General features: G+C 45.5%; 16 protein-coding genes. 5 read left to right on the top strand and 11 right to left on the bottom strand.

Going from position 1 to position 18,451, the window contains the following annotated elements; translation table 11 throughout:
* Positions 1–91 precede the first annotated feature (91 nt).
* A complete protein-coding gene (locus OCV11_RS21630; protein ID WP_261896500.1) occupies positions 92–1,531 on the top strand; it encodes an MFS transporter in 1,440 nt (479 codons plus the stop codon).
* 78 nt (positions 1,532–1,609) lie between these two features.
* Here OCV11_RS21630 and OCV11_RS21635 read toward each other — a convergent pair whose 3' ends face one another.
* Positions 1,610–2,101: a GNAT family N-acetyltransferase gene (locus tag OCV11_RS21635; protein ID WP_261896501.1), complete on the bottom strand. Its 492-nt coding sequence runs from the start codon at positions 2,099–2,101 to the stop codon at positions 1,610–1,612.
* A 171-nt stretch (positions 2,102–2,272) separates the two neighbouring features.
* On the opposite strand from OCV11_RS21635, the gene OCV11_RS21640 reads away from it, so the two are divergent.
* A complete protein-coding gene (locus OCV11_RS21640; protein WP_261896502.1) occupies positions 2,273–3,013 on the top strand; it encodes an MBL fold metallo-hydrolase in 741 nt (246 codons plus the stop codon).
* Positions 3,014–3,132: 119 nt separating this feature from the next.
* Here OCV11_RS21640 and OCV11_RS21645 read toward each other — a convergent pair whose 3' ends face one another.
* Entirely contained in the window at positions 3,133–4,839 is a 1,707-nt protein-coding gene (locus tag OCV11_RS21645) for a methyl-accepting chemotaxis protein (RefSeq protein ID WP_261896503.1), read from the bottom strand.
* 366 nt (positions 4,840–5,205) lie between these two features.
* Here OCV11_RS21645 and OCV11_RS21650 point away from each other — a divergent pair, with 366 nt between their 5' ends.
* Complete coding sequence (locus tag OCV11_RS21650; protein WP_261896504.1) at positions 5,206–5,892, top strand: DNA-3-methyladenine glycosylase I; 687 nt, start codon at positions 5,206–5,208, stop codon at positions 5,890–5,892.
* Positions 5,893–5,998: 106 nt separating this feature from the next.
* On the opposite strand, the gene OCV11_RS21655 is transcribed toward OCV11_RS21650, so the two are convergent.
* The 8 genes from OCV11_RS21655 to OCV11_RS21690 form a co-directional block, all read right to left on the bottom strand.
* On the bottom strand, positions 5,999–7,195 hold the full coding sequence (locus tag OCV11_RS21655) for an acetate/propionate family kinase (RefSeq protein ID WP_261896505.1): 1,197 nt from the start codon (positions 7,193–7,195) through the stop codon (positions 5,999–6,001).
* A gap of 352 nt (positions 7,196–7,547) precedes the next feature.
* Entirely contained in the window at positions 7,548–8,306 is a 759-nt protein-coding gene (gene vctC / locus OCV11_RS21660; protein ID WP_261896506.1) for an iron chelate ABC transporter ATP-binding protein VctC, read from the bottom strand.
* 2 nt (positions 8,307–8,308) lie between these two features.
* Complete coding sequence (gene vctG / locus OCV11_RS21665; protein WP_261896507.1) at positions 8,309–9,259, bottom strand: iron chelate uptake ABC transporter permease subunit VctG; 951 nt, start codon at positions 9,257–9,259, stop codon at positions 8,309–8,311.
* Entirely contained in the window at positions 9,249–10,187 is a 939-nt protein-coding gene (gene vctD, locus OCV11_RS21670) for an iron chelate uptake ABC transporter permease subunit VctD (protein WP_261896508.1), read from the bottom strand. Before vctD ends, vctG begins: the two co-directional genes overlap by 11 nt.
* Positions 10,188–10,264: 77 nt before the next feature.
* A complete protein-coding gene (locus OCV11_RS21675; RefSeq protein WP_261896509.1) occupies positions 10,265–11,176 on the bottom strand; it encodes a siderophore ABC transporter substrate-binding protein in 912 nt (303 codons plus the stop codon).
* A 395-nt stretch (positions 11,177–11,571) separates the two neighbouring features.
* Positions 11,572–12,354 carry a class II glutamine amidotransferase gene (locus tag OCV11_RS21680; protein WP_261896510.1) on the bottom strand — a complete coding sequence of 261 codons (783 nt, stop codon included), beginning with the start codon at positions 12,352–12,354 and terminating at the stop codon, positions 11,572–11,574.
* A gap of 306 nt (positions 12,355–12,660) precedes the next feature.
* Complete coding sequence (locus OCV11_RS21685) at positions 12,661–14,307, bottom strand: methyl-accepting chemotaxis protein (RefSeq protein ID WP_261896511.1); 1,647 nt, start codon at positions 14,305–14,307, stop codon at positions 12,661–12,663.
* A gap of 283 nt (positions 14,308–14,590) precedes the next feature.
* Positions 14,591–14,860, bottom strand: coding sequence for a hypothetical protein (locus OCV11_RS21690; RefSeq protein WP_261896513.1), 270 nt, complete (start codon positions 14,858–14,860; stop codon positions 14,591–14,593).
* Positions 14,861–15,083: 223 nt separating this feature from the next.
* On the opposite strand from OCV11_RS21690, the gene OCV11_RS21695 reads away from it, so the two are divergent.
* The gene (locus OCV11_RS21695) at positions 15,084–15,389 is read left to right on the top strand and encodes a cysteine-rich CWC family protein (protein ID WP_261896514.1); all 306 of its coding nucleotides are present in this window, start codon (positions 15,084–15,086) and stop codon (positions 15,387–15,389) included.
* A 149-nt stretch (positions 15,390–15,538) separates the two neighbouring features.
* Here the strand turns inward: OCV11_RS21695 and OCV11_RS21700 are convergent, their stop codons facing one another.
* Positions 15,539–15,883, bottom strand: coding sequence for a HopJ type III effector protein (locus tag OCV11_RS21700; RefSeq protein ID WP_261896515.1), 345 nt, complete (start codon positions 15,881–15,883; stop codon positions 15,539–15,541).
* Between the two features lie 445 nt (positions 15,884–16,328).
* On the opposite strand from OCV11_RS21700, the gene OCV11_RS21705 reads away from it, so the two are divergent.
* Positions 16,329–18,323 (top strand): methyl-accepting chemotaxis protein, encoded by a 1,995-nt coding sequence (locus tag OCV11_RS21705; RefSeq protein ID WP_261896516.1) that lies wholly within the window; start codon positions 16,329–16,331, stop codon positions 18,321–18,323.
* The last annotated feature ends 128 nt before the right edge of the window (positions 18,324–18,451 follow it).

Here is an 18,451-nt window from a genome sequence, read left to right on the forward strand (position 1 = left end):
GTACGTGTCTGAGCAGTTTCTAGTACACCTTTAATTTGAGTTAGATAATAGCATCTTGTTTTAATCTGTGGTGTTTCAAATGGAAGTCACAATGTCAAAAAATCACTCGTTATCTGCAGCAGGGCTGATCTTGCTCGTTGCAGGTCAATTAATGCCGCAAATGGATTTCTCCATCGTCAACGTCGCCCTTGATGCGATCAGCGTCTCTCTCGATGCCAACAAAACTCAGCTCGGATTAATCGTCTCCCTCTATGGGCTTGCTTTTGCTGTCAGCCTTGCGATGAGCGGCCGCTTAGGCGACCGTTATGGACGAAAAAAGCTCTTTTTATACGGGATTGCAAGCTTTGCCGTCGCTTCGTTTATCTGCGGCCTTGCACCGACTATCTACTTATTGATTGGCGCGCGTATTTTGCAAGGGGTGGCAGCCGCCATGCTGATGCCGCAAATTCTCGCCACCATCCACGTGACCTTGCATGGCGAACGTCATTCCAAAGCGATTGGCATCTATGGTTCTGTGGGCGGATTGTCTTTCATTATTGGCCAAATTTTAGGTGGCTGGTTGGTTTCCGCCGACCTCTTTGGCTTAGGCTGGCGTAGCGTCTTTTACATCAACTTGCCTATCTGCGCAGTCATACTCTATTACGGTCAAAAATGGATTCCAGAAACCAAAGAAGTCAGCAGCTTAAGTTTGGATTGGTTTGGCACGGGTTTATTAGCCGTTATCGTCACCTTATTGCTTAGCTCTATATCTGCTGGCCCGGAATGGGGGTGGAATGCGGTGATCTGGGGTATGCTGGTCGCCACGCTGCCACTGATGTACTGGCTCTGGAAAGTGGAAGGCGCTAAGGAAGCCAAACAACAAGCGCCGCTGATGCCGCCTTCACTCCTAAGCCGACCAAAAGTGATCTTGGGCTGCGTGAGTTTGATGCTGCAAGTCGCCTCTTACGGTGGCTATATGTTTGTGGTCGCGCTCACGCTGCAATCGGGCTTTCATCTCTCTTCGATGAATTCAGGTAACGCTTTTATTGGTTTGGGGATCTCGTATTTCATAGGTTCACTCTACGCAGGCAAGCTCGCTAAGTGGTTTGATCGAATTCAGTTTAGTGGCGTTATTGTGTGTGGCTCGCTCATGAACCTTGTGGGCTACGCGATGCTGATTCATCTCTTTAAACAAAGCAGCGATAACCTAACACCGTGGACATTGCTACTACCTATGTTGATCATCGGGGTGGGTAACGCCTTTGCCGTCAATAGCTCGTTGCGTATTGGACTCGCTGATATTCCAGCAAAATTTGCGGGTATCGGCAGCGCCTTTATGACCACGTTGCAGCAAAGCGCCATCGCGTTAGGGACGGCTATTTGTGCCGCCTTCTACATTCAGAATCTGTCTGACAGTGATACGTTACACCTTGGGGGCTTACAAGCCGGACTGACCGTGGTCGCGGTGTTTATCGCTTTACTGTCGATCATTCACATTGTTTGCTCGGTGCGCGTGCTGCGCCAAGGGAAAGCATCATTATCTAGAGAATAACGTGATCTAAACAGTTATGCGGTATTCCTAGCCAATCTTCTGCCCCACTCGTTTGGAAAAGCGATGTGGGGCGAATCATCACTCTTGCTCTTGGTGATAAATACGCATGCCACGCCCTTGATAATTGGCGAGCGCATAAGGATGATCGAGCGAGCAAGTGTGGACCCAAACTCGAGAAACATTCCCCCAAGCCCACGCAGCTTCTATGGCATGAGAGAGCAAATACCCACCAAAGCCTTGATTGAGAAAATCAGGTGCTAAGCCAAAATAGACAATCTCGACTGCGTTATCTGCCTGTTTTTGCAGCTCAAAATAGCCGGCAATACTGCCTTTGCTATACGCCACCCAGGTTCGCAAGTTATCAGCGTGAGCGTATTCTTGCCACTGCTCAGGAGACTGGCTAAGTTTGTCGGTCCAGTGCCAAGGCTCACCAATCAACTGGTAAAGGAATCGGTTGAAGCGGTAGTTTTTGACCTCGACTTCACTTATCAGCAGATTCTCTGGACGAGGTTTGGTCTTGAGTTGAGTGACTTTGGTCATCTCAAGATAATAGGTAGTCACAGGCTCCATGTTTTGTTATCCATTGCACGCGAGAAATGAGCCGTCATCCTACTGATAAGGATGAAAAAGAACAAGTGTTCAGCCTATTGTCGGTGCCGAGCATAGGCATCACCACGCGATTTAGGTATCCTACCTTACTTGAAACGGTTTATAAGCAAACAAGGTCATAAGGAAGCCAGCATGAAAATTGATGTGATAGGTTGTGGCAGTGCATTGAGTACAAAATTAAACACCTCCGCCATCCTAGTGGAAGATAACACGCAATGCTGGTTGGTTGACTGCGGCCCCACGATTCCACGCGCCTTGTGGCAACGCAAGTTGGATATTAACCAGATTCAAGTCATTTATTTTACGCACATTCATCCTGATCATTGCGCTGGTTTACCTGCCTTACTGGGTCAATGGCGTTCTTTTAAGCGCTCAGCACCTTTGACTATTTATTGCCAAAAGCCGCAGCAAGCAAGCCTTGAACAACTGGTCAGCCTTGCCAGTTGGCCCGATAAAGATTGGCCATTTCCGATCACATGGCGCACGATTGAAGACCAATTTCAGCATGAAAACTGGCAATTAGAGAGCGCAGCGACGCAGCACGAAGTGCCGAATCGCGCCCTATTGATCAATAACGGCGAATTTAGCCTGTTTTATAGTGGTGATGGCAGGCCAACGAAATCCTCCATCGCGCTCATGCGCAAAGCGCAACTGATTTTCCAAGAATGCGCCTGTTTTGATGCTCTGCCAGAGAGCTCATCCCATGGTGATTACCCTCAATCCCTTGCGTTGTATAAAGAGCTCGGAGAAAAGCCGATGTATCTTTACCACTGTTGGGATGAGTATCGCGAAGCGATTGAGCAAGCGGTTAAACAGGAAGCACATCTGCATGTTAGCGACGATGGATTAGTGCTCACGAGCGCAGAATGGTGATCAAAAAAAGGATCGATTTACATTGTAAAACGATCCTTCGCATTGAGGTAAAAACTGACCCTTCACTTGGTTAATCAACGCCCTACCCTTAAGAGTTTATGGTAACGAGCGACAGCGCACTATCCAGCTAAACGCTCGTTAACTTTAAACTTGTGCATTAGCTCGCGTAGCGCATTGGCTTGAATGGCCAAATCTTCACTCGCTTGCGCCGTTTCACGGGTACTGTGCAACACATGCTCCCCTGACTCACGAATGCCCTCTAGGTTGTGACTGATCTCATTGGAAGCCACCGACTGCTGTTCACTGGCGGCGGCGACTTGAATATTGGCTTCCGCCAATAGCCCAATCGCAGAGGCAATCTCATTAAACTGCATTTTGGCGGTTTCAATGTGGGACGAGGTTTGATTGATCACACTGTCACTCATATCAATCGTCTGTGCTGCCACTTGGGTGTTCTTCACTAACATATTGATTAAATCAACAATTTCATGAGTCGCTTGTTGACTACGTGAAGCAAGTGCTCGCACTTCATCAGCCACCACAGCAAATCCTCTTCCTTGTTCACCAGCGCGAGCCGCTTCAATAGAAGCGTTGAGCGCCAACAAGTTGGTTTGTTCAGAAATGCCATCCACCACTTGCACGAAGTTCTGGATTTTCTGCGTGCTGTCTTGTAACGCAGTGACCATCTCTTGACAGCGTTTACCTTGTTCAATGAGTTTCATTGAGAGTGCTTGGGTCTCTTCTACGGTTTCACAACCTTGTTTGGCACTGTGGTCCACTTTGTCGGTCGTTGCTGCTGCCCCTTCGGCGTTACTTGCCACTTGCGTAATGGTCGCTGCCATTTGTGTCATCGCAGAGGCGACCATTTCGGTGTTTTGCTGCTGCATGGTCATGGCTTTTCTATTGATTTCCGCCACTTCAGAAAGCTCAACTACTGTGGCCGCAATATTGTCTGCTCGTCCCATCACTTCACCGACCAAACGGCTCAATGAGTCACAGACAATATTCATACATTTCAGAAGCTTGCCTACTTCATCATTCGAGGTAACATCGACGTGCTGATCAAAGTTACCTTTGGCCATCTGCTCGGCAATTGACGCTGCTTTGTTGACCCCTTTGACGATGGCACGACTAAACAGGAGGCCACAGCAAAGGCCAAAGATGATGGAACAGGCAGAGATGATAATCATATTGGTTAGGGCTTCATGCTCTTCTAACTCAGTGATTTCAACCGCACGTGCCGTTGCCGCTTCTAAACGAATCAAAAACGAAGCCAGCTCTTTATCCAGTTTCTCTTGCTGCACTTCCAATTCATGAGCCGCACTGGCTAATGTAGCCACATCTTTATTTGCTTTAAGTTCATCGAGTATAAAAAACAGTGCCTTTTCATACTCTTTATGATGATCAATGATGACCGCCAAATCGTTATTGAGCGATGTTAATCGATCACGCATTTTAGAGGTAAATGCATGCTCTATGGAATTTTCTAACAGGGTCTTAGCAACCAACACTTTTTCATCAAAATAGAGCGAATTTGATCGTATAACTGAATAGTATTCGTTCAGCTCAGTTGCTCCTTCTTCTGTTGGTACGGTTCGGATTCTTAGCAGTTTTTCTAAATAGATTGCGCCTTGTAATTGCTTAGTTGTGATCTCACTGGTGAGCTTTACCAATGGGATATTCTCTTTGGCAATTACATCAATCTCGGTAGCCACACGCTGCATTTTAAAAACAGCATAGCCTGATACACAAATCAGTAGCGCTAGTAATAGGATTACCAACCCAACCAATTTTTGTGTGATAGACAAATTTTTGAACCAGTGCATGTCTCAATCCTTAGAAATCCAGCATTTCGAGTAAGCATAGTTTATATAGCGTCTTATTTTGCTCGCCTGCTGGGCCTTATTATCACACCCAGTATCAAATACGTGGGTTGAGCAACATTTACGCAACATTTTGTAATCGATTGCACTCATAAAGTGTGCAGTTGGTAAAACTCGCTATGGAAGGTTTTCATGATTACAACCAAAATGCTGTGTTTATCACGAAACCACTTTCACATGATCTTCCCATTTTCATTAAACTTAGCAGCAATTTGCCACTTCGGTCGTGAATTATTGAAGTCTCTCCTTTTGGGGTAGAAATTTGCTAAACTAGCGTCTCATTTTCTCGAAAAATCAAAAGATAAGAGTATGACCGTAGAAAAATTTGATTCTATTTATCAACGGGCCGTAGAACGCAAAGGGGGAATTAAACCGTTAGAAGCGCTGCTACGCCCTTCTCTGTCCTCAGCGCAAGTTGCTGCCATTCCCGATGACCGTTGGCTCGCAGCGTTTACGATGAAGGTGTTTCAGTGCGGCATTCAATGGAAAGTGGTCAGTGACAAATGGCCAAACTTTGAGGAGTTGTTTTTTCAATTTCGTCTTGAGCCACTATTGATGCAGCCTGATGAAGCATGGGAAGAAAAGGCAGCAAACCCTGGCATCATTCGCTATCTGCCTAAGGTCATGACCATTCCGGCTAACGCACAGATGATTTTCGATATCCGTTTAGAACATGGGTCGTTTGGTGCTTGGGCGGCGCAGTTTCCCAAAGAGCGAATCGTCGATCTCTGGCTGCATCTCAAAAATCATGGTCAACGCCTTGGTGGTAACACTGGGCCATATGCACTGCGCCAGTTGGGTGTCGATACGTTTTTGTTTACCCAAGATGTGGAAGCCTATTTGCGCGCCACTAAAGTGCTGGAAGGCGGTAAAACCAGTAAACGCGCTCTGTATGCCACCAATGATGCGTTCGCCCAATGGCATGCCGATTCTGGACGTTCTTTAGCCGAGATAAGTCAAATCATCGCTTACTCAACGGGTGATAATTACGCTTAAGAGTGTCAGCAGCTGAAATACCGAGAGAAGGGGGGAAATAAAAACCCCCTAATCTCCATCGGGGTAGAGAAAAGGGGGTTAGGGTTTTACTGGAGTTGTGGAGCAATTACAGTAAATTTACACAGTCTTGAGCGATAACCAATTCTTCGTTAGTTGGAATAACCATCGCTACAGCGCCCATCACTTCAGATTTAGCGATGATGCCTGACTGACCAAAGCGTGCTGCTTCGTTGCCTTTTTCATCTTCAACGAAACCAAACACTTTGAGGTAATTCAATACTTCGTGACGTACTGGCAGAGAGTTTTCGCCGATACCACCAGTAAATACGATAGCGTCTAGGCCTTCACCCACAGACACCATGTATGATGCAATGTATTTTGCAACACGGTAGTTAAATACGTCGAACGCCAATTTTGCACGTTCATCACCTGCTTCCATCGCTTCTTGAATGCCGCGAGCGTCGCTGGTTTTACCAGACAGACCAAGGAAACCAGATTTTTTGTTCAATGTAGTAAAGATTTTTTCTTGATCCCAACCTTTACGCATTAGGAATTCGATAACGCTTGGGTCTAGGTCACCACAACGAGTACCCATCATCAAGCCAGCTAGCGGAGTAAGACCCATTGAAGTGTCAACGCTTTCGCCATTTTTCACTGCTGTGATTGAAGCACCGTTACCAAGGTGAACAGTGATCACATTGCAATCTGTTGCTGATTTGCCTAGTACTTTTGCAGCTTCACGACTTACGAAGTAGTGGCTAGTACCGTGTGCACCGTAACGGCGAACTTTGTATTCGTCGTAGATTTCGTGTGGTAAAGCGTACATAAACGCTTTAGCAGGCATAGTTTGGTGGAATGCAGTATCGAAAATCGCAAACTGAGGTAGAGATGGGAACACTTCCATCGCAGCACGGATACCATCAGCGTTTGCTTTGTTGTGTAGCGGAGCAAGCTCAGCTAGACGTTCGATTTCAGCAACTACTTCTTCATTCACACGTACAGTGCCTTTGAATGCTTCGCCACCAGCAACAACACGGTGACCTACAGCAACGAATTTTTCGCTTAGACCAAGAGTATCAAGAAGTTTAACAATGCGTTCAAACGCATACTGGTGGTGGTCGCCACCTGCTGGGATTGCTTCTGCAGTTTTCTCACCTTGGTACTTCCAGCTGATCGCAGCTTCTGGCAGACCAAAGCATTCACCAAGACCACTGACTACTGCATCACCGGTTTCTGGATCGATGACAGCAAATTTTAGCGAGGAGCTACCAGAGTTGATGACCAACACATAAGAATTCGACATGGTGCTATATCCTGTTTCTGAGTATGGTTTGAAGCGAGCGCTTCTCCGTTTTGTAGTCTACCATTATTCAATAATTTTTGAATCTTTCAACTTTGTTTTTATTTTTTCTACAAAACAAACAGTTTTTTCTTGATCTCCGACAAGTATTCAAATTTTTTTGAGGGTGAAATTAATTAATTTATAGTCTATTGCACGCATAAAAATGAGTTTAACTCTATCAGCTCTCGTGAATATTTGTGTGACTTTTCAATTGATAATATCAACCAATAACATGACAAAAGGGCTCAAATGAGCCCTTAGTCTTGCGTGGTGTATCTGTCCACATCCACTCTAGTGACATGGTAACGCGATTTTAGGTGTAATAGAGACACATACGTTTCCCATCTTGCTCTATCACTTTGAACGGCGTTTCGTAAATTTCGCTCAGCACCGCTTCATCAATCACTTCATGCACGGCGCCTGTTGCCACCACCTCACCCCGTTTTAAGGCGATGATGGTATCGGAGTAACACGAGGCAAAGTTAATGTCATGAATCACAATCACTACCGCCTTTTGCCATTCATGGGCTAGGCGACGAATGGTCGCCATGATTTTTAACGAGTGCTTAATGTCTAGGTTATTGAGCGGCTCATCTAAAAAGATGTAGTCGGTATCTTGAGCCATGACCATGGCGATAAAGGCCATTTGTCGTTGCCCACCACTCAGCTCATCAAGATATTGGTGTTGGATCTCTTTAATGCCAAGATAATCAAGCGCTTGATCCACCACTTGGTTATCTTCTGCGGTTAATTTGCCCTGCGAGTGAGGAAAACGGCCAAAGCACACCAGTTCGCGAATGGTAAACCGCATGGTGATGTTATTGGCTTGGCGCAGTACAGAAAGGCGCTTGGCAAGGGCTTTGGTATCCCACTCCACCAGCTCTTTACTATCAATCCACACTTGACCTTCATCGCGGCTAATCAGGCGGCTTGCCATCGACAACAGCGTACTTTTACCAGCCCCGTTAGGACCAATAATCGAGGTGACCTTACCTTTTTCAAATTCAGCGCTTGCTTGATGAACCACTTTCTTCTGGCCGAAGAGTTTGGTCAGCTTATCGAGTTTGATCATAATTAAACCACTTTGTTGCGAATCAACAGAGACAAGAAATAGGCCCCGCCGACAAAATTGATCACGACGCTCAAGGTCGTACCGAAATTGAACACTTTTTCAATCACCCACTGCCCTGAGAGCAGCGCACACACTGACATCGCCGAACACGCAATCAACAGCGTACGATGGCGATAGGTATGAAACCATTCGCGGGTTAAGTTCGTTACCAGTAAGCCAAAGAACATCACTGGCCCCACTAGCGCGGTTGAGATAGAAATGAGCACCGCACTGAGCAGCAGCACATTACGCGTCGCTCGATGCACATCCACCCCTAAACTGATGGCGTTGTCTTGGTCGAGCCAAAACACATCCAGAGTTCGGTGCATGCGATACAGCACTATCGCAACGCCAATCAAAAGTGGTGTGGTGAGATAGACCAAATCAACATTCACGTTGTTAAAGCTGGCGAACATATTGCCCTGTAAGGTGGCAAAGTCGTTCGGGTCCATCAACATGGTAATAAACGATGACATGTTGCCAAACAGCGCACCCAAAATAACGCCCAGCAGTAATAACACCATCAAATTGCGCGATTTCCCGCGAAAATAGAACGAGAACAGAAACAGCGAGAAACTGAGCATCGCCACAACGGAGATCGAAAAATTGGCATACGCATTGACTGAGTAGAAACTCATCCCGCCGAATATCGCCACTACCAGTGTTTGCGTCAGCATATAAAGAGAATCAAATCCCATGATGCTTGGCGTTAAAATGCGGTTGTTGGTGATGGTTTGAAACGCCATGGAAGACTGCGCAATCGCGATCCCTGCCAACGTCATCGCCAACACTTTAGGCACACGCCGTGACAAAAAGTACGAATAGTTATGGGCGTTAAGTCCAATGCAGATAAACAGCGCCGCAAACAAAAGCGACACCAATACCAGCACAATCAGTTTACTTCTATCCTGCATTGCGCTGCCCTCTAAGAATCAACACCACAAAGGTGATACCACCAAAAATACTAATGATCATTGAGATAGGCATTTCATACGGGTAAATAATCACGCGACCAAGCAAGTCACACAGCAGCACAAGCAGCGCGCCACAAACTGCGGTTATCGGAATATTGCGTCGCAAATTATCACCATAGAAACTGCTGACCAGGTTAGGCACGATCAAACCAAGAAATGGCAATTGCCCCACGATCATCACCACAGTAGCTGAGGTCATCGAGACCAGTGAGACACCAATGATCAGCACTTGTTGGTAGTTAAGCCCAAGGTTGACTGCAAAATCTTTACCCATGCCCACTGCAGAAATACGCGCGGCATACAGGTAACTAAAGAGGGCTATCGGCAACGCAATGTAAAGCAGCTCATAATCGCCTTTTAAGAGGTTGGCAAAGTTGGCTTCCCCCCACCCCATGAGGTTTTGCACGGCATCGTATTTGTACGCGAGAAAGGTGGCCGCCGAAGAGACGACATTGCCGAAAATGATCCCGATCAGAGGAACTAAGATGGCGTTTTTAAATTGGATTCGGTTGATGAACTGGACAAAGACCCAGGTGCCAGCCATCGAGGTAGCGAAGATAACCCAAAGGTTGTTGCCATCGCCAAAGAACACCAAACTGAGCACGTAACCAAGCATGGCACATTCAATCGTGCCAGAGGTAGAAGGCGCAGCAAAACGGTTTTGGCTGATCTGCTGCATGATGAGGCCCGCAATACTTAAGCCAGCTCCCGCCAATAAAATAGCCAGTAGCCTCGGAACGCGACTGGTAATAAACAGCTGCCATGCCATCGCATCGGCTTCAAATAGGTTGCCAACAGAGACCTGTCCAACCCCAACAAAGAGCGAAGCGACACTGACTAGAATAAGTGCCGACAATAACTTTTTCACATAAGCCCCAAAACATTTAATCCCATCTTTTAAGCAAAATGAGCCGAAACGGAAAGTACCGTTTCGGCCAAATTCACTTACTGAACTTTTGTGACTTTTTGCATGTCTGCAATCATCTGCTCAGTGGCTTTCACCCCTGAAATACCTAAATACCAAGCATTTAGGTCTAGATAGGTCATGCGATTTTGTTTGTAAGCCTGTGTCGCTTTCACCAAATCGTTTTCAAACTCTTCATGAGTGTGACTTACGCCTTTGTTCACCAACTTGTCGCGGTCGATGATAAACAGTGTTTGCGGATTATTTTCACGAATAAACTCGTAAGAGATCAGGTCACCGTGACGGTTGTTTGCTTTCACAGGCACAGTTTCTTTAAAACCAAAATCTTCGTAAATAGAAGAGAAGCGCGATTTATCACCGAACGTGCTGAGGTTACCGCCAGAAGAAAGTACCGTCATCGCATTCACCTTATGTGAATGGTTGTATTGGTAAATGGCTTTAATATTGCCATCGAGTTTGGCAATTTCTGCGTCGACTTTCGGTTCGATATTGAAAATCTTACCCAGGTTACGCCACTGTTCTTGGGTGTTTTTCCAGTAATCAGTCGTTTCTGGGTTACCAAAAACCACTGTTGGTGCGATTTTAGACAACTCGTCATAAGAAGAAGCGGCACGTGGCCCCACAATGATCAGGTCAGGCTGCTCGTTATAAATGGCTTCAAAATCGGGCTCGAACAGTGAACCAGCGGAACCGTATTGGTCGCTTTTGTATTTTTGCAGAAAATCAGGCATGAAACCGACTTTCGACACCGCAACTGGCTTGATGCCAAAGCTGTCTATAGCATCTAATGCGCCAATACCAATCACTACGACGCGCTTTGGACTCTGTTCAACCGTCGTTTCACCGAGTTGGTGTTTAACGGTAACCGTTGCGGCGTGGCTAGCAAAAGAAGCGAGTAAACCCAGCATAACAACGCTAGTAGAGACTTTCATACAAATTCCCCTGATTAAATGGTGCAGATAGATACCTAAGTCAAATAGAATAGATTCTGATACTTATTCTCATTTATCAGGGTACTATACCCGCCACTATGTACTGTCGCAACAGGATTCATAAGCTTTTGCTATCCGATTGGATGGAAAATCGCCATAGCGTTCCAAAACTGGAACAGAACAGTCTCTGGGTTCGAACAGAGCAGAAGAATCGGAAGCAATAACACGTAAATTACGTTGTTTAATCGAAGATTTGCTGAGGAGAACAAAAAAGTACGCCACTACTTTCCGAATATGGAACAAGTTTCCGAATATGGAACAAGCCAGCGAGGCTGGCTTGTTGCGGGTAACTTTATCTATATTTGTCTATCGCTATCGCGACAACCTCTATCGACTTACGCGCAAGTCGCAAGGGGTTCAATTTGGTAGCGAGTTAACTGGCAGTCTTGCACATGAATAATGGACTGTGGCTCAATCATATTCCAACCAGCGCAATTCTCTAAAGGTTCAGAGGCCATGATCATGCCGCGTTCGCAGCACTTGGTAAACACTGTTGGTGGCTGCGCATCACTGCTGTAACGAACCACCCAAAAGCATTGACCATCGGAAATACACATCGACGCTTTGAACGGAAGCTGAATGCCACGCACTGCCATCGCATGTTCAATTTCGCTGATCGTAACTTGAATTGCACGCACTGGGTTATCACGTAAGCCGTTCTTGAGCATCATCAAAAAGATCAGTTCACTGTCGGTGGTGCCAATGCGTTTCACGTAGAGATCTTCCGGTAATTGACGTTCAAGGCAACATTTTACCTTTTCAAATTCACCAATTTGGCCGTTGTGCAAAAACATCCATTGCTCATCGATAAAAGGATGGCAGTTCGAACGCGACACTTGAGTGCCAGTTGATGAACGGACATGCGCCATAAAACGGTGCGATTTGATGTGATGCGCTAGTGAGCGCAAGTTATCATCGCTCCACGCCGGCAACACTTCATGAAACTGTCCAGGGGTTTCACGCCCTTCGTTATACCAACCTAAACCAAATCCATCGGCGTTAACGCGAGTGACCGCTTTACGCGCTTCTAAGCTTTGATGAACAAGGGAATGCTCAGGCTCATAAATGAGTTGATCTAAATAAATAGGACTGCCCTGATAGGCAAGCCAACGGCACATGATGATTTCCCAAAAATAACGACAACTGTCGACAATAAAGCACGTTTAAAGACGAGTAGCAATATCACACATAAAAATTATTAATAAGTTATAACATTATGGAATATAGACTGTATTGATTAGGCTTCGGCCTGTAAACCGGAGCCACTATACAAAGGCGTTGATTATCCCCATTGACAGAATATCCTCCTGCATCTGGCGTAAAGAGCATAGTAAAAAGCTGGGTATTAAACCCAGCTTTTTTTATTAGAGAATCTCGTTTTATAAGAAAAATTTCTATCAACCCCATAATGGTCGGTTATTTTCTTACAAGCGGAAGTTACCTACTAGCTTGTCTAGCTCACCCGAGACATTGCGCAAACTACGGCTTGCATCGTTCAGTTGCTCAGCGATGTCGGTGGTTTCCATGGTCAATTGGTTGATGTCTTCTACGTTGCGGTTGATGTCTTCTACCACCGTAGATTGTTCTTCGGTGGCGGTAGCCACTTGAATATTTTGATCACTGATCTGGTTGATGTTGGAGTTAATGAGATCAAGCGATTCCGCTGCTTTGTCTGCCATATCCACGACAAGTTTGCTCTGCTGACGACCATTTTCCATAGCGCTCACAGCACGTTTTGATTCCACTTGCAGTTTATCGATGACTTTTTGGATCTCTTCCGTTGATTGAGCAGAACGGCTTGCCAAGGTGCGCACTTCGTCTGCAACGACCGCAAAGCCTCTGCCCTGTTCGCCAGCGCGGGCAGCTTCAATCGCCGCGTTCAACGCTAGCAAGTTGGTTTGTTCGGAAATACTACGAATGGTATCCAAGGTAGCGCTGATAACGTTAACTTGGGCTGCCAGAGAATCCACCACTTGGTTGGTATCAACTAAGTCGTTAGACAACTCTTCAATTTGCACACGAGCAGAAATCACCACATCACGACCATCACCCGAACGTTGAGTAGCCTCTTTGGCTAAATCCGCGGCTTGAGCGGCATTGCCGGCAATTTCACTGACCGTTGCACCCAGTTCATGGATTGCAGTAGCGACTTGAACCGTACGGTCGCGCTGCGCGGTACAGTTTTTCTGCGTGTGGCGCGCGCGATCTGCCACATCCGATGCCATAGTCGCTAGCTCTCTTGAGTTGGCCGCTACTTGGTCAATCGACAGATGCACTTTTTTAATGAATTCGTTAAAGCTATCCCCAATGTCCGTTAGCTCATCACTGCCACCGAGCTCAACACGCGAGCGCAGCGACAACGTTTTCGCCGCTTCACCCATGGTGTTTTTCAGAACCGTCACGCGGTGACGCAGGTTAGCCACTATCACCCAAGAGGTGATGATGGAGATAATCAAACCAATCACGATGATCGCAATTTGCTGGGTACGGCCGGAGAGGTATTCGTTGTTACTGCGTTGGTTTTGCTGTTCTGCTTGACCAAGCAAATCGTTAAGCAGTTGACCAGAGGCTTTACGCATCACACCATAGGTTTTGGCGTAATGGTCTTTGTAAATCTGTTTGGCGGTATCGATGTCATTTTTTTCAAACGCTTCTAACATCGGGTTTAATTCATCACGCACCATGGCTTCGAATTGATTACGAATCTCTTCAGCACGCGCCTTAAGTTTGGGGTCAACTTGGGCAGACACCGCACTTTCCATTGCTTGACGCATTTCAGGAATATCTTCAGTGCGCGCTTCTTTAACGCGAGTTAACACCCCTTTTTCATCTTTAAGCGACGTTTCTTGCAGTAGCATCATGTCAATGCCGACACGCATGCGCGGGATGCGAGAGGCAGCCTCGGCAACGGCTCGCATTGGTGATGCTGTATTAAGGTAGAGTTCTTCTGCACGATGTTGCATCGATGACATGGTCATCAAGCTTGCAACAGCGACAGCAATAGAGGCGATACACGGAATGGCGACCGCGATGATTAAACGAGATCGTAGGGTCAAATGATTAATGAACATGCAGAAATCCTTGTTGTTCGAGACAATTATTGTTGTTCTTTTATTGCTCTAAATTATAAGCACCCGAGCCCATAGCAACAATCAAACAATGCAAATTATTTGCGATCAGAATCTCTTTTTATTAGCAAAAATGGATGAAATAAAAAATCTATAAAATTAATTAGTTACCAAACTTTTTACCCTCACCACAAATCACTGTTCATTTGTTCAATAAGAATTACTTTACGTCATAAAAAACATAAAAATCATGGCTATATAACAACTATTTAACACAACTCCTATTTTATAAAATTGTGTTATTCATCACAGTTATAACTAGGCAAATGGCGGCGATACTGCCCATAAACGCCCTTTCAACTCGCACATGATGGCGAAGATGATTAAAGATAGGTGCTAAGACAAATAGCACAACTAAAGCGGGTAACGCATTTTGTGGCTGAAATGCAAACGCAGCAAACAGCACACCAGCGGCAATAGCAATTCGCATTGGAGTGAGTTTCAATTTAAACCCAAGTGCAATCGCAAAAACAATCATGACAGTGAGTGGCAGCATAACAACCTCTATTTGATATTAATTCTCATTATCATGAATAATAGCGAGTCGATGACCACCTTGCAAGCAGGGACAACAAATAAAAATCACGTTATCTCACAGTCCAGTGCTCTTTTTCAGCCATGCCTTTTGCCATAAAGCGATAGCGCTGCTGCTCGCCCTTTACCAGTACATCGGTTATAGTTCGCAGCGAAGCAAAGAATAACGATAAAGAGACAATACGTTGAAAACGCCTTGTAAAGCAGCATGTAAAAATAGTGGTGGAATCTGCTCTGGTTGCCATCGCACCATTAACGAAATTATTGGCTGGCGCGACAGCAGTGAAGAGCAGCGCCAACAGATCATGGATACCTTAGCGGGCGTCTCTTCCACTCACACCTGCCCTGCTTGCCATCAGCCAGCACATTGTGACTTAGCCGCAGGAAAATCGACTTGCTGGTGTTTTGATTTGGAAGAACGAGAAGCTGCCGATACTGGCAGTGAGCTGTGTTTGTGTCGAGCTTGTTTGGAAAAGCAGCCGCTTTTATAACCAATGGGCGATAACATCGCGGGCTTAACACTCATCAGATAACAACAACCATAAAAATGATCCATAAAAAATGGCCGCGCAATGCGGCCATTTCTCTTTTTAGTTTGATCATAGTGAGATGCAGTGTGGCTGCGCTCTCACATCAATCATTAGCGAATCTTTAAAGCTTGTCCGTCAAAACGAACCCCATCCCACCCATGAATCATAAATTGACGAATGTTTTGGTGGTTGGTGCCTTGTGGGTCTTGCAGCACTTCGTCGCGATAGAAAGCGCCAAAACAGGCTAAGGTCGCGTCAACACTTAATTTATGCAGTGCCGCAAAGGAAAAAATCTTGCAAGAACCGTTATTTTGGTCAGCTAAGTTCACTTGCTCACCATTGCTAAATCCGGTTGGGGTGAAAACGTAATTTTCATCAATAGTCGCGATCACGTTTTGAAATTCAATCTGTTCAGGGTCAGTCGCCAACTGCTGAATAAGTGTGTCCAGTTCCATAATATCCTTGGTATTTTGTGTTGAGTCGCGTGCCAGTGTAAACAGATTTGCCACTGGAGAAAAGGCTCTTCCTAACAACGTGCTTCAGAAACGTTATTCACATCAAGCATATGACCTAACTGATACGCCAAACACTTTTGACCAAAATTCCATCCACGGCGTTTGGTGTTTTTCTATCCTTGTCTACACTTAACCAATATGTATGTGTTTGCATTAAAGAGAAAAAAGGCCTTACCAAGGGTCTGGCTGTTGAGTACCTTACCAAGAAATGCCGTTATCTATTCGCTTTATGTATTAACCAGTTAATAGATATCAATAAGTTAGTAGAGATTAAGGGATTGTCATCACCCGAGTGTCATTATTCCATTTGCTTTAAGCAACTCGAAGCGTGACTCGGACTAGCAAAAAATAAAGGTAAGTTATACCAAGGGGCGTCAGGTTAACAATGAAAGTAATATTAAAACTATTTCCTTTATATCAGGTAGTTGCATTTATTTCCGGCGTGCCGATCATTATTTGCATCGGCTTGCTGATCAACGAGATTTTGATATTAAACACGGAAGCTGAGCATGAGCAAAAAGACCGTGAGATTGTTCAAATCATCTCCTTATATGACAATGTCGCGCACAATTTGGCGGTCGAACGCGGCTTAACGGCGGGTGTTATTGGCGCCAAAGGACAAGGACCACAAGTGCAAGAGCTCAAAGAGCAACGCACCGTCTCTGATCAAAACATTCAAGCACTGGTTAGTTATCAACCTCGGTTTGTCGATAAAGCGCTGACCGCCACTTTAAAACAAGATGTCATGAATGCTCTTAATCAACTTAGCCAAATTCGCAGTCAAGTTGACAGTTTAAACATTACGTTGTCACCTTTTTCTTTTTATTCCCATGTCAATCAGTTAGCCATCGATAATATCAATACGCTTTTGGCCAATATTGCCGATGTGGAACTGTCGCCAATTGGTAAAAGCCTCGCTTCCATTGTTGAAATGAAAGAACGGTCCGGCCAGATACGTGGTGCCCTTAATGGTGCGTTTGCGAGAAAAGCTTCCGATTTAGGTCAATACACGGCAATTGAAGGTTATATTCGTAGTGGAGAATACGCACAGCGCATCGCTGCCATTTCTATGCCGCTAGAGTTAAAAGCAAACTTTAATACCGTTTTAAACAGTGCCACATGGCAAGAAGTGGTAAAGATTCAAAACGCCTATCTTGCACAAAAAGACCGCCTGTCTACGTTGACCGGGCCTGCGCCAGTTGAGTGGTTTAACTTAGCCACTGAACAAATTAAATTGCTTAATGGGCTGCGTAATCAGTTGCAAAAAGGGATGATGACTCTTGCACAGGAGAGAGCCTCGTCCGCGCAAACCAACAAATACACCTTAATTTCTGTCGGGGGTGTGGCCAGTTTGCTGCTGTTAGTGATGCTCTTTAGCTCGATCATTGACCTTAAACAGCGCGTTGGAATTCTTAACACTAACTTATCAGCAATGGCTAAACAGCGTAATTTATCGCGGGTGTTAGACAGTGATGGTCGAGATGAAACCTCTCAAGTGGCCGCCAGCGTTAACATGTTAGTCAGTAACGTGCGTTCGCTATTAGTGAATGTCATTTCTACCAATGACCACAGTAAGGAACGACTCAATAAGATTATTCAAGGTGCGGTGGATTTGGGTAAATCGAGCCAAAACACCTCAGGTAAATGTGCGAGCATTGCCGCAGCCATGACGGAGCTTTCTCAATCCAGCACAGAAATCGCCCACTCTTCTGAGCGAGCACTGGAAGAAACTAAGATCATGACCGAACAAATTTCCGCCTGTCAGACCCAAAGTAGCGCTTCATTTAAAGTGGTTGAAGCGTTAGTTGATCAAATCGAGCAAACTCAAAAATGTATGTTGGAGTTAGAAAAGGATGCAGAAAGTGTCGGTAAAATTGTCGATACCATTAACGCCATTTCAGAACAGACCAACCTGCTAGCGTTAAACGCAGCAATTGAAGCAGCTCGCGCTGGTGAACACGGCCGCGGTTTTGCGGTGGTATCCACTGAAGTTCGTGATTTGGCTCAGCGCAGTAAAGAAGCAACGGAGCACATCAGTGAACTGCTCGGTAACATTACTAGCAATACCACTACTGCCGTGGACAATATGGCAAAAAGCCGTGATGCCACAGGCAAAACCTTTGAATCGGTGTCGACGGTGAACTCCAGCATCGCCGAGCTTGAGCATGTCATTGAACAGGTAAACTCTCACATTAATAGCATTGCCAACGCGACCATAGAGCAATCAAAAGCCAGTGAAGATGTTAACCAAGACATTGATACTTTGGCGCAAATTGCCGATCAAACAGGAGAGCTTGCTACCTCGATGAACACCATAGTCAAACAATACTCAAAAGAAGTGGATCAAGTCGAAGGACAGTTAAAAGAGTTCTCTTTGTAAGACTTTTACATCACGAACCTTCTTAGCAAAGGAATCCGAACAAAAAAAATATCCTCCGGCATAGCCGGAGGTTTTTCATATGCGCCTATAAGGCTCTCCTACCAGCAGCGCCCTAGCAGGCGCATCGT

Origin of the sequence: Vibrio porteresiae DSM 19223, from assembly GCF_024347055.1 — a bacterium.
GTDB classification, from domain to species: domain Bacteria; phylum Pseudomonadota; class Gammaproteobacteria; order Enterobacterales; family Vibrionaceae; genus Vibrio; species Vibrio porteresiae.

Excerpts from the sequence above, each read along its gene's own strand:
- OCV11_RS21630 (WP_261896500.1), top strand. The coding sequence starts at position 92 with ATGTCAAAAAATCACTCGTTATCTGCAGCAGGGCTGATCTTGCTCGTT.
- OCV11_RS21635 (WP_261896501.1), bottom strand. The coding sequence starts at position 2,101 with ATGGAGCCTGTGACTACCTATTATCTTGAGATGACCAAAGTCACTCAA.
- OCV11_RS21640 (WP_261896502.1), top strand. The coding sequence starts at position 2,273 with ATGAAAATTGATGTGATAGGTTGTGGCAGTGCATTGAGTACAAAATTA.
- OCV11_RS21645 (WP_261896503.1), bottom strand. The coding sequence starts at position 4,839 with ATGCACTGGTTCAAAAATTTGTCTATCACACAAAAATTGGTTGGGTTG.
- OCV11_RS21650 (WP_261896504.1), top strand. The coding sequence starts at position 5,206 with ATGACCGTAGAAAAATTTGATTCTATTTATCAACGGGCCGTAGAACGC.
- OCV11_RS21655 (WP_261896505.1), bottom strand. The coding sequence starts at position 7,195 with ATGTCGAATTCTTATGTGTTGGTCATCAACTCTGGTAGCTCCTCGCTA.
- vctC (WP_261896506.1), bottom strand. The coding sequence starts at position 8,306 with ATGATCAAACTCGATAAGCTGACCAAACTCTTCGGCCAGAAGAAAGTG.
- vctG (WP_261896507.1), bottom strand. The coding sequence starts at position 9,259 with ATGCAGGATAGAAGTAAACTGATTGTGCTGGTATTGGTGTCGCTTTTG.
- OCV11_RS21675 (WP_261896509.1), bottom strand. The coding sequence starts at position 11,176 with ATGAAAGTCTCTACTAGCGTTGTTATGCTGGGTTTACTCGCTTCTTTT.
- OCV11_RS21680 (WP_261896510.1), bottom strand. The coding sequence starts at position 12,354 with ATGTGCCGTTGGCTTGCCTATCAGGGCAGTCCTATTTATTTAGATCAA.
- OCV11_RS21685 (WP_261896511.1), bottom strand. The coding sequence starts at position 14,307 with ATGTTCATTAATCATTTGACCCTACGATCTCGTTTAATCATCGCGGTC.
- OCV11_RS21690 (WP_261896513.1), bottom strand. The coding sequence starts at position 14,860 with ATGCTGCCACTCACTGTCATGATTGTTTTTGCGATTGCACTTGGGTTT.
- OCV11_RS21700 (WP_261896515.1), bottom strand. The coding sequence starts at position 15,883 with ATGGAACTGGACACACTTATTCAGCAGTTGGCGACTGACCCTGAACAG.
- OCV11_RS21705 (WP_261896516.1), top strand. The coding sequence starts at position 16,329 with ATGAAAGTAATATTAAAACTATTTCCTTTATATCAGGTAGTTGCATTT.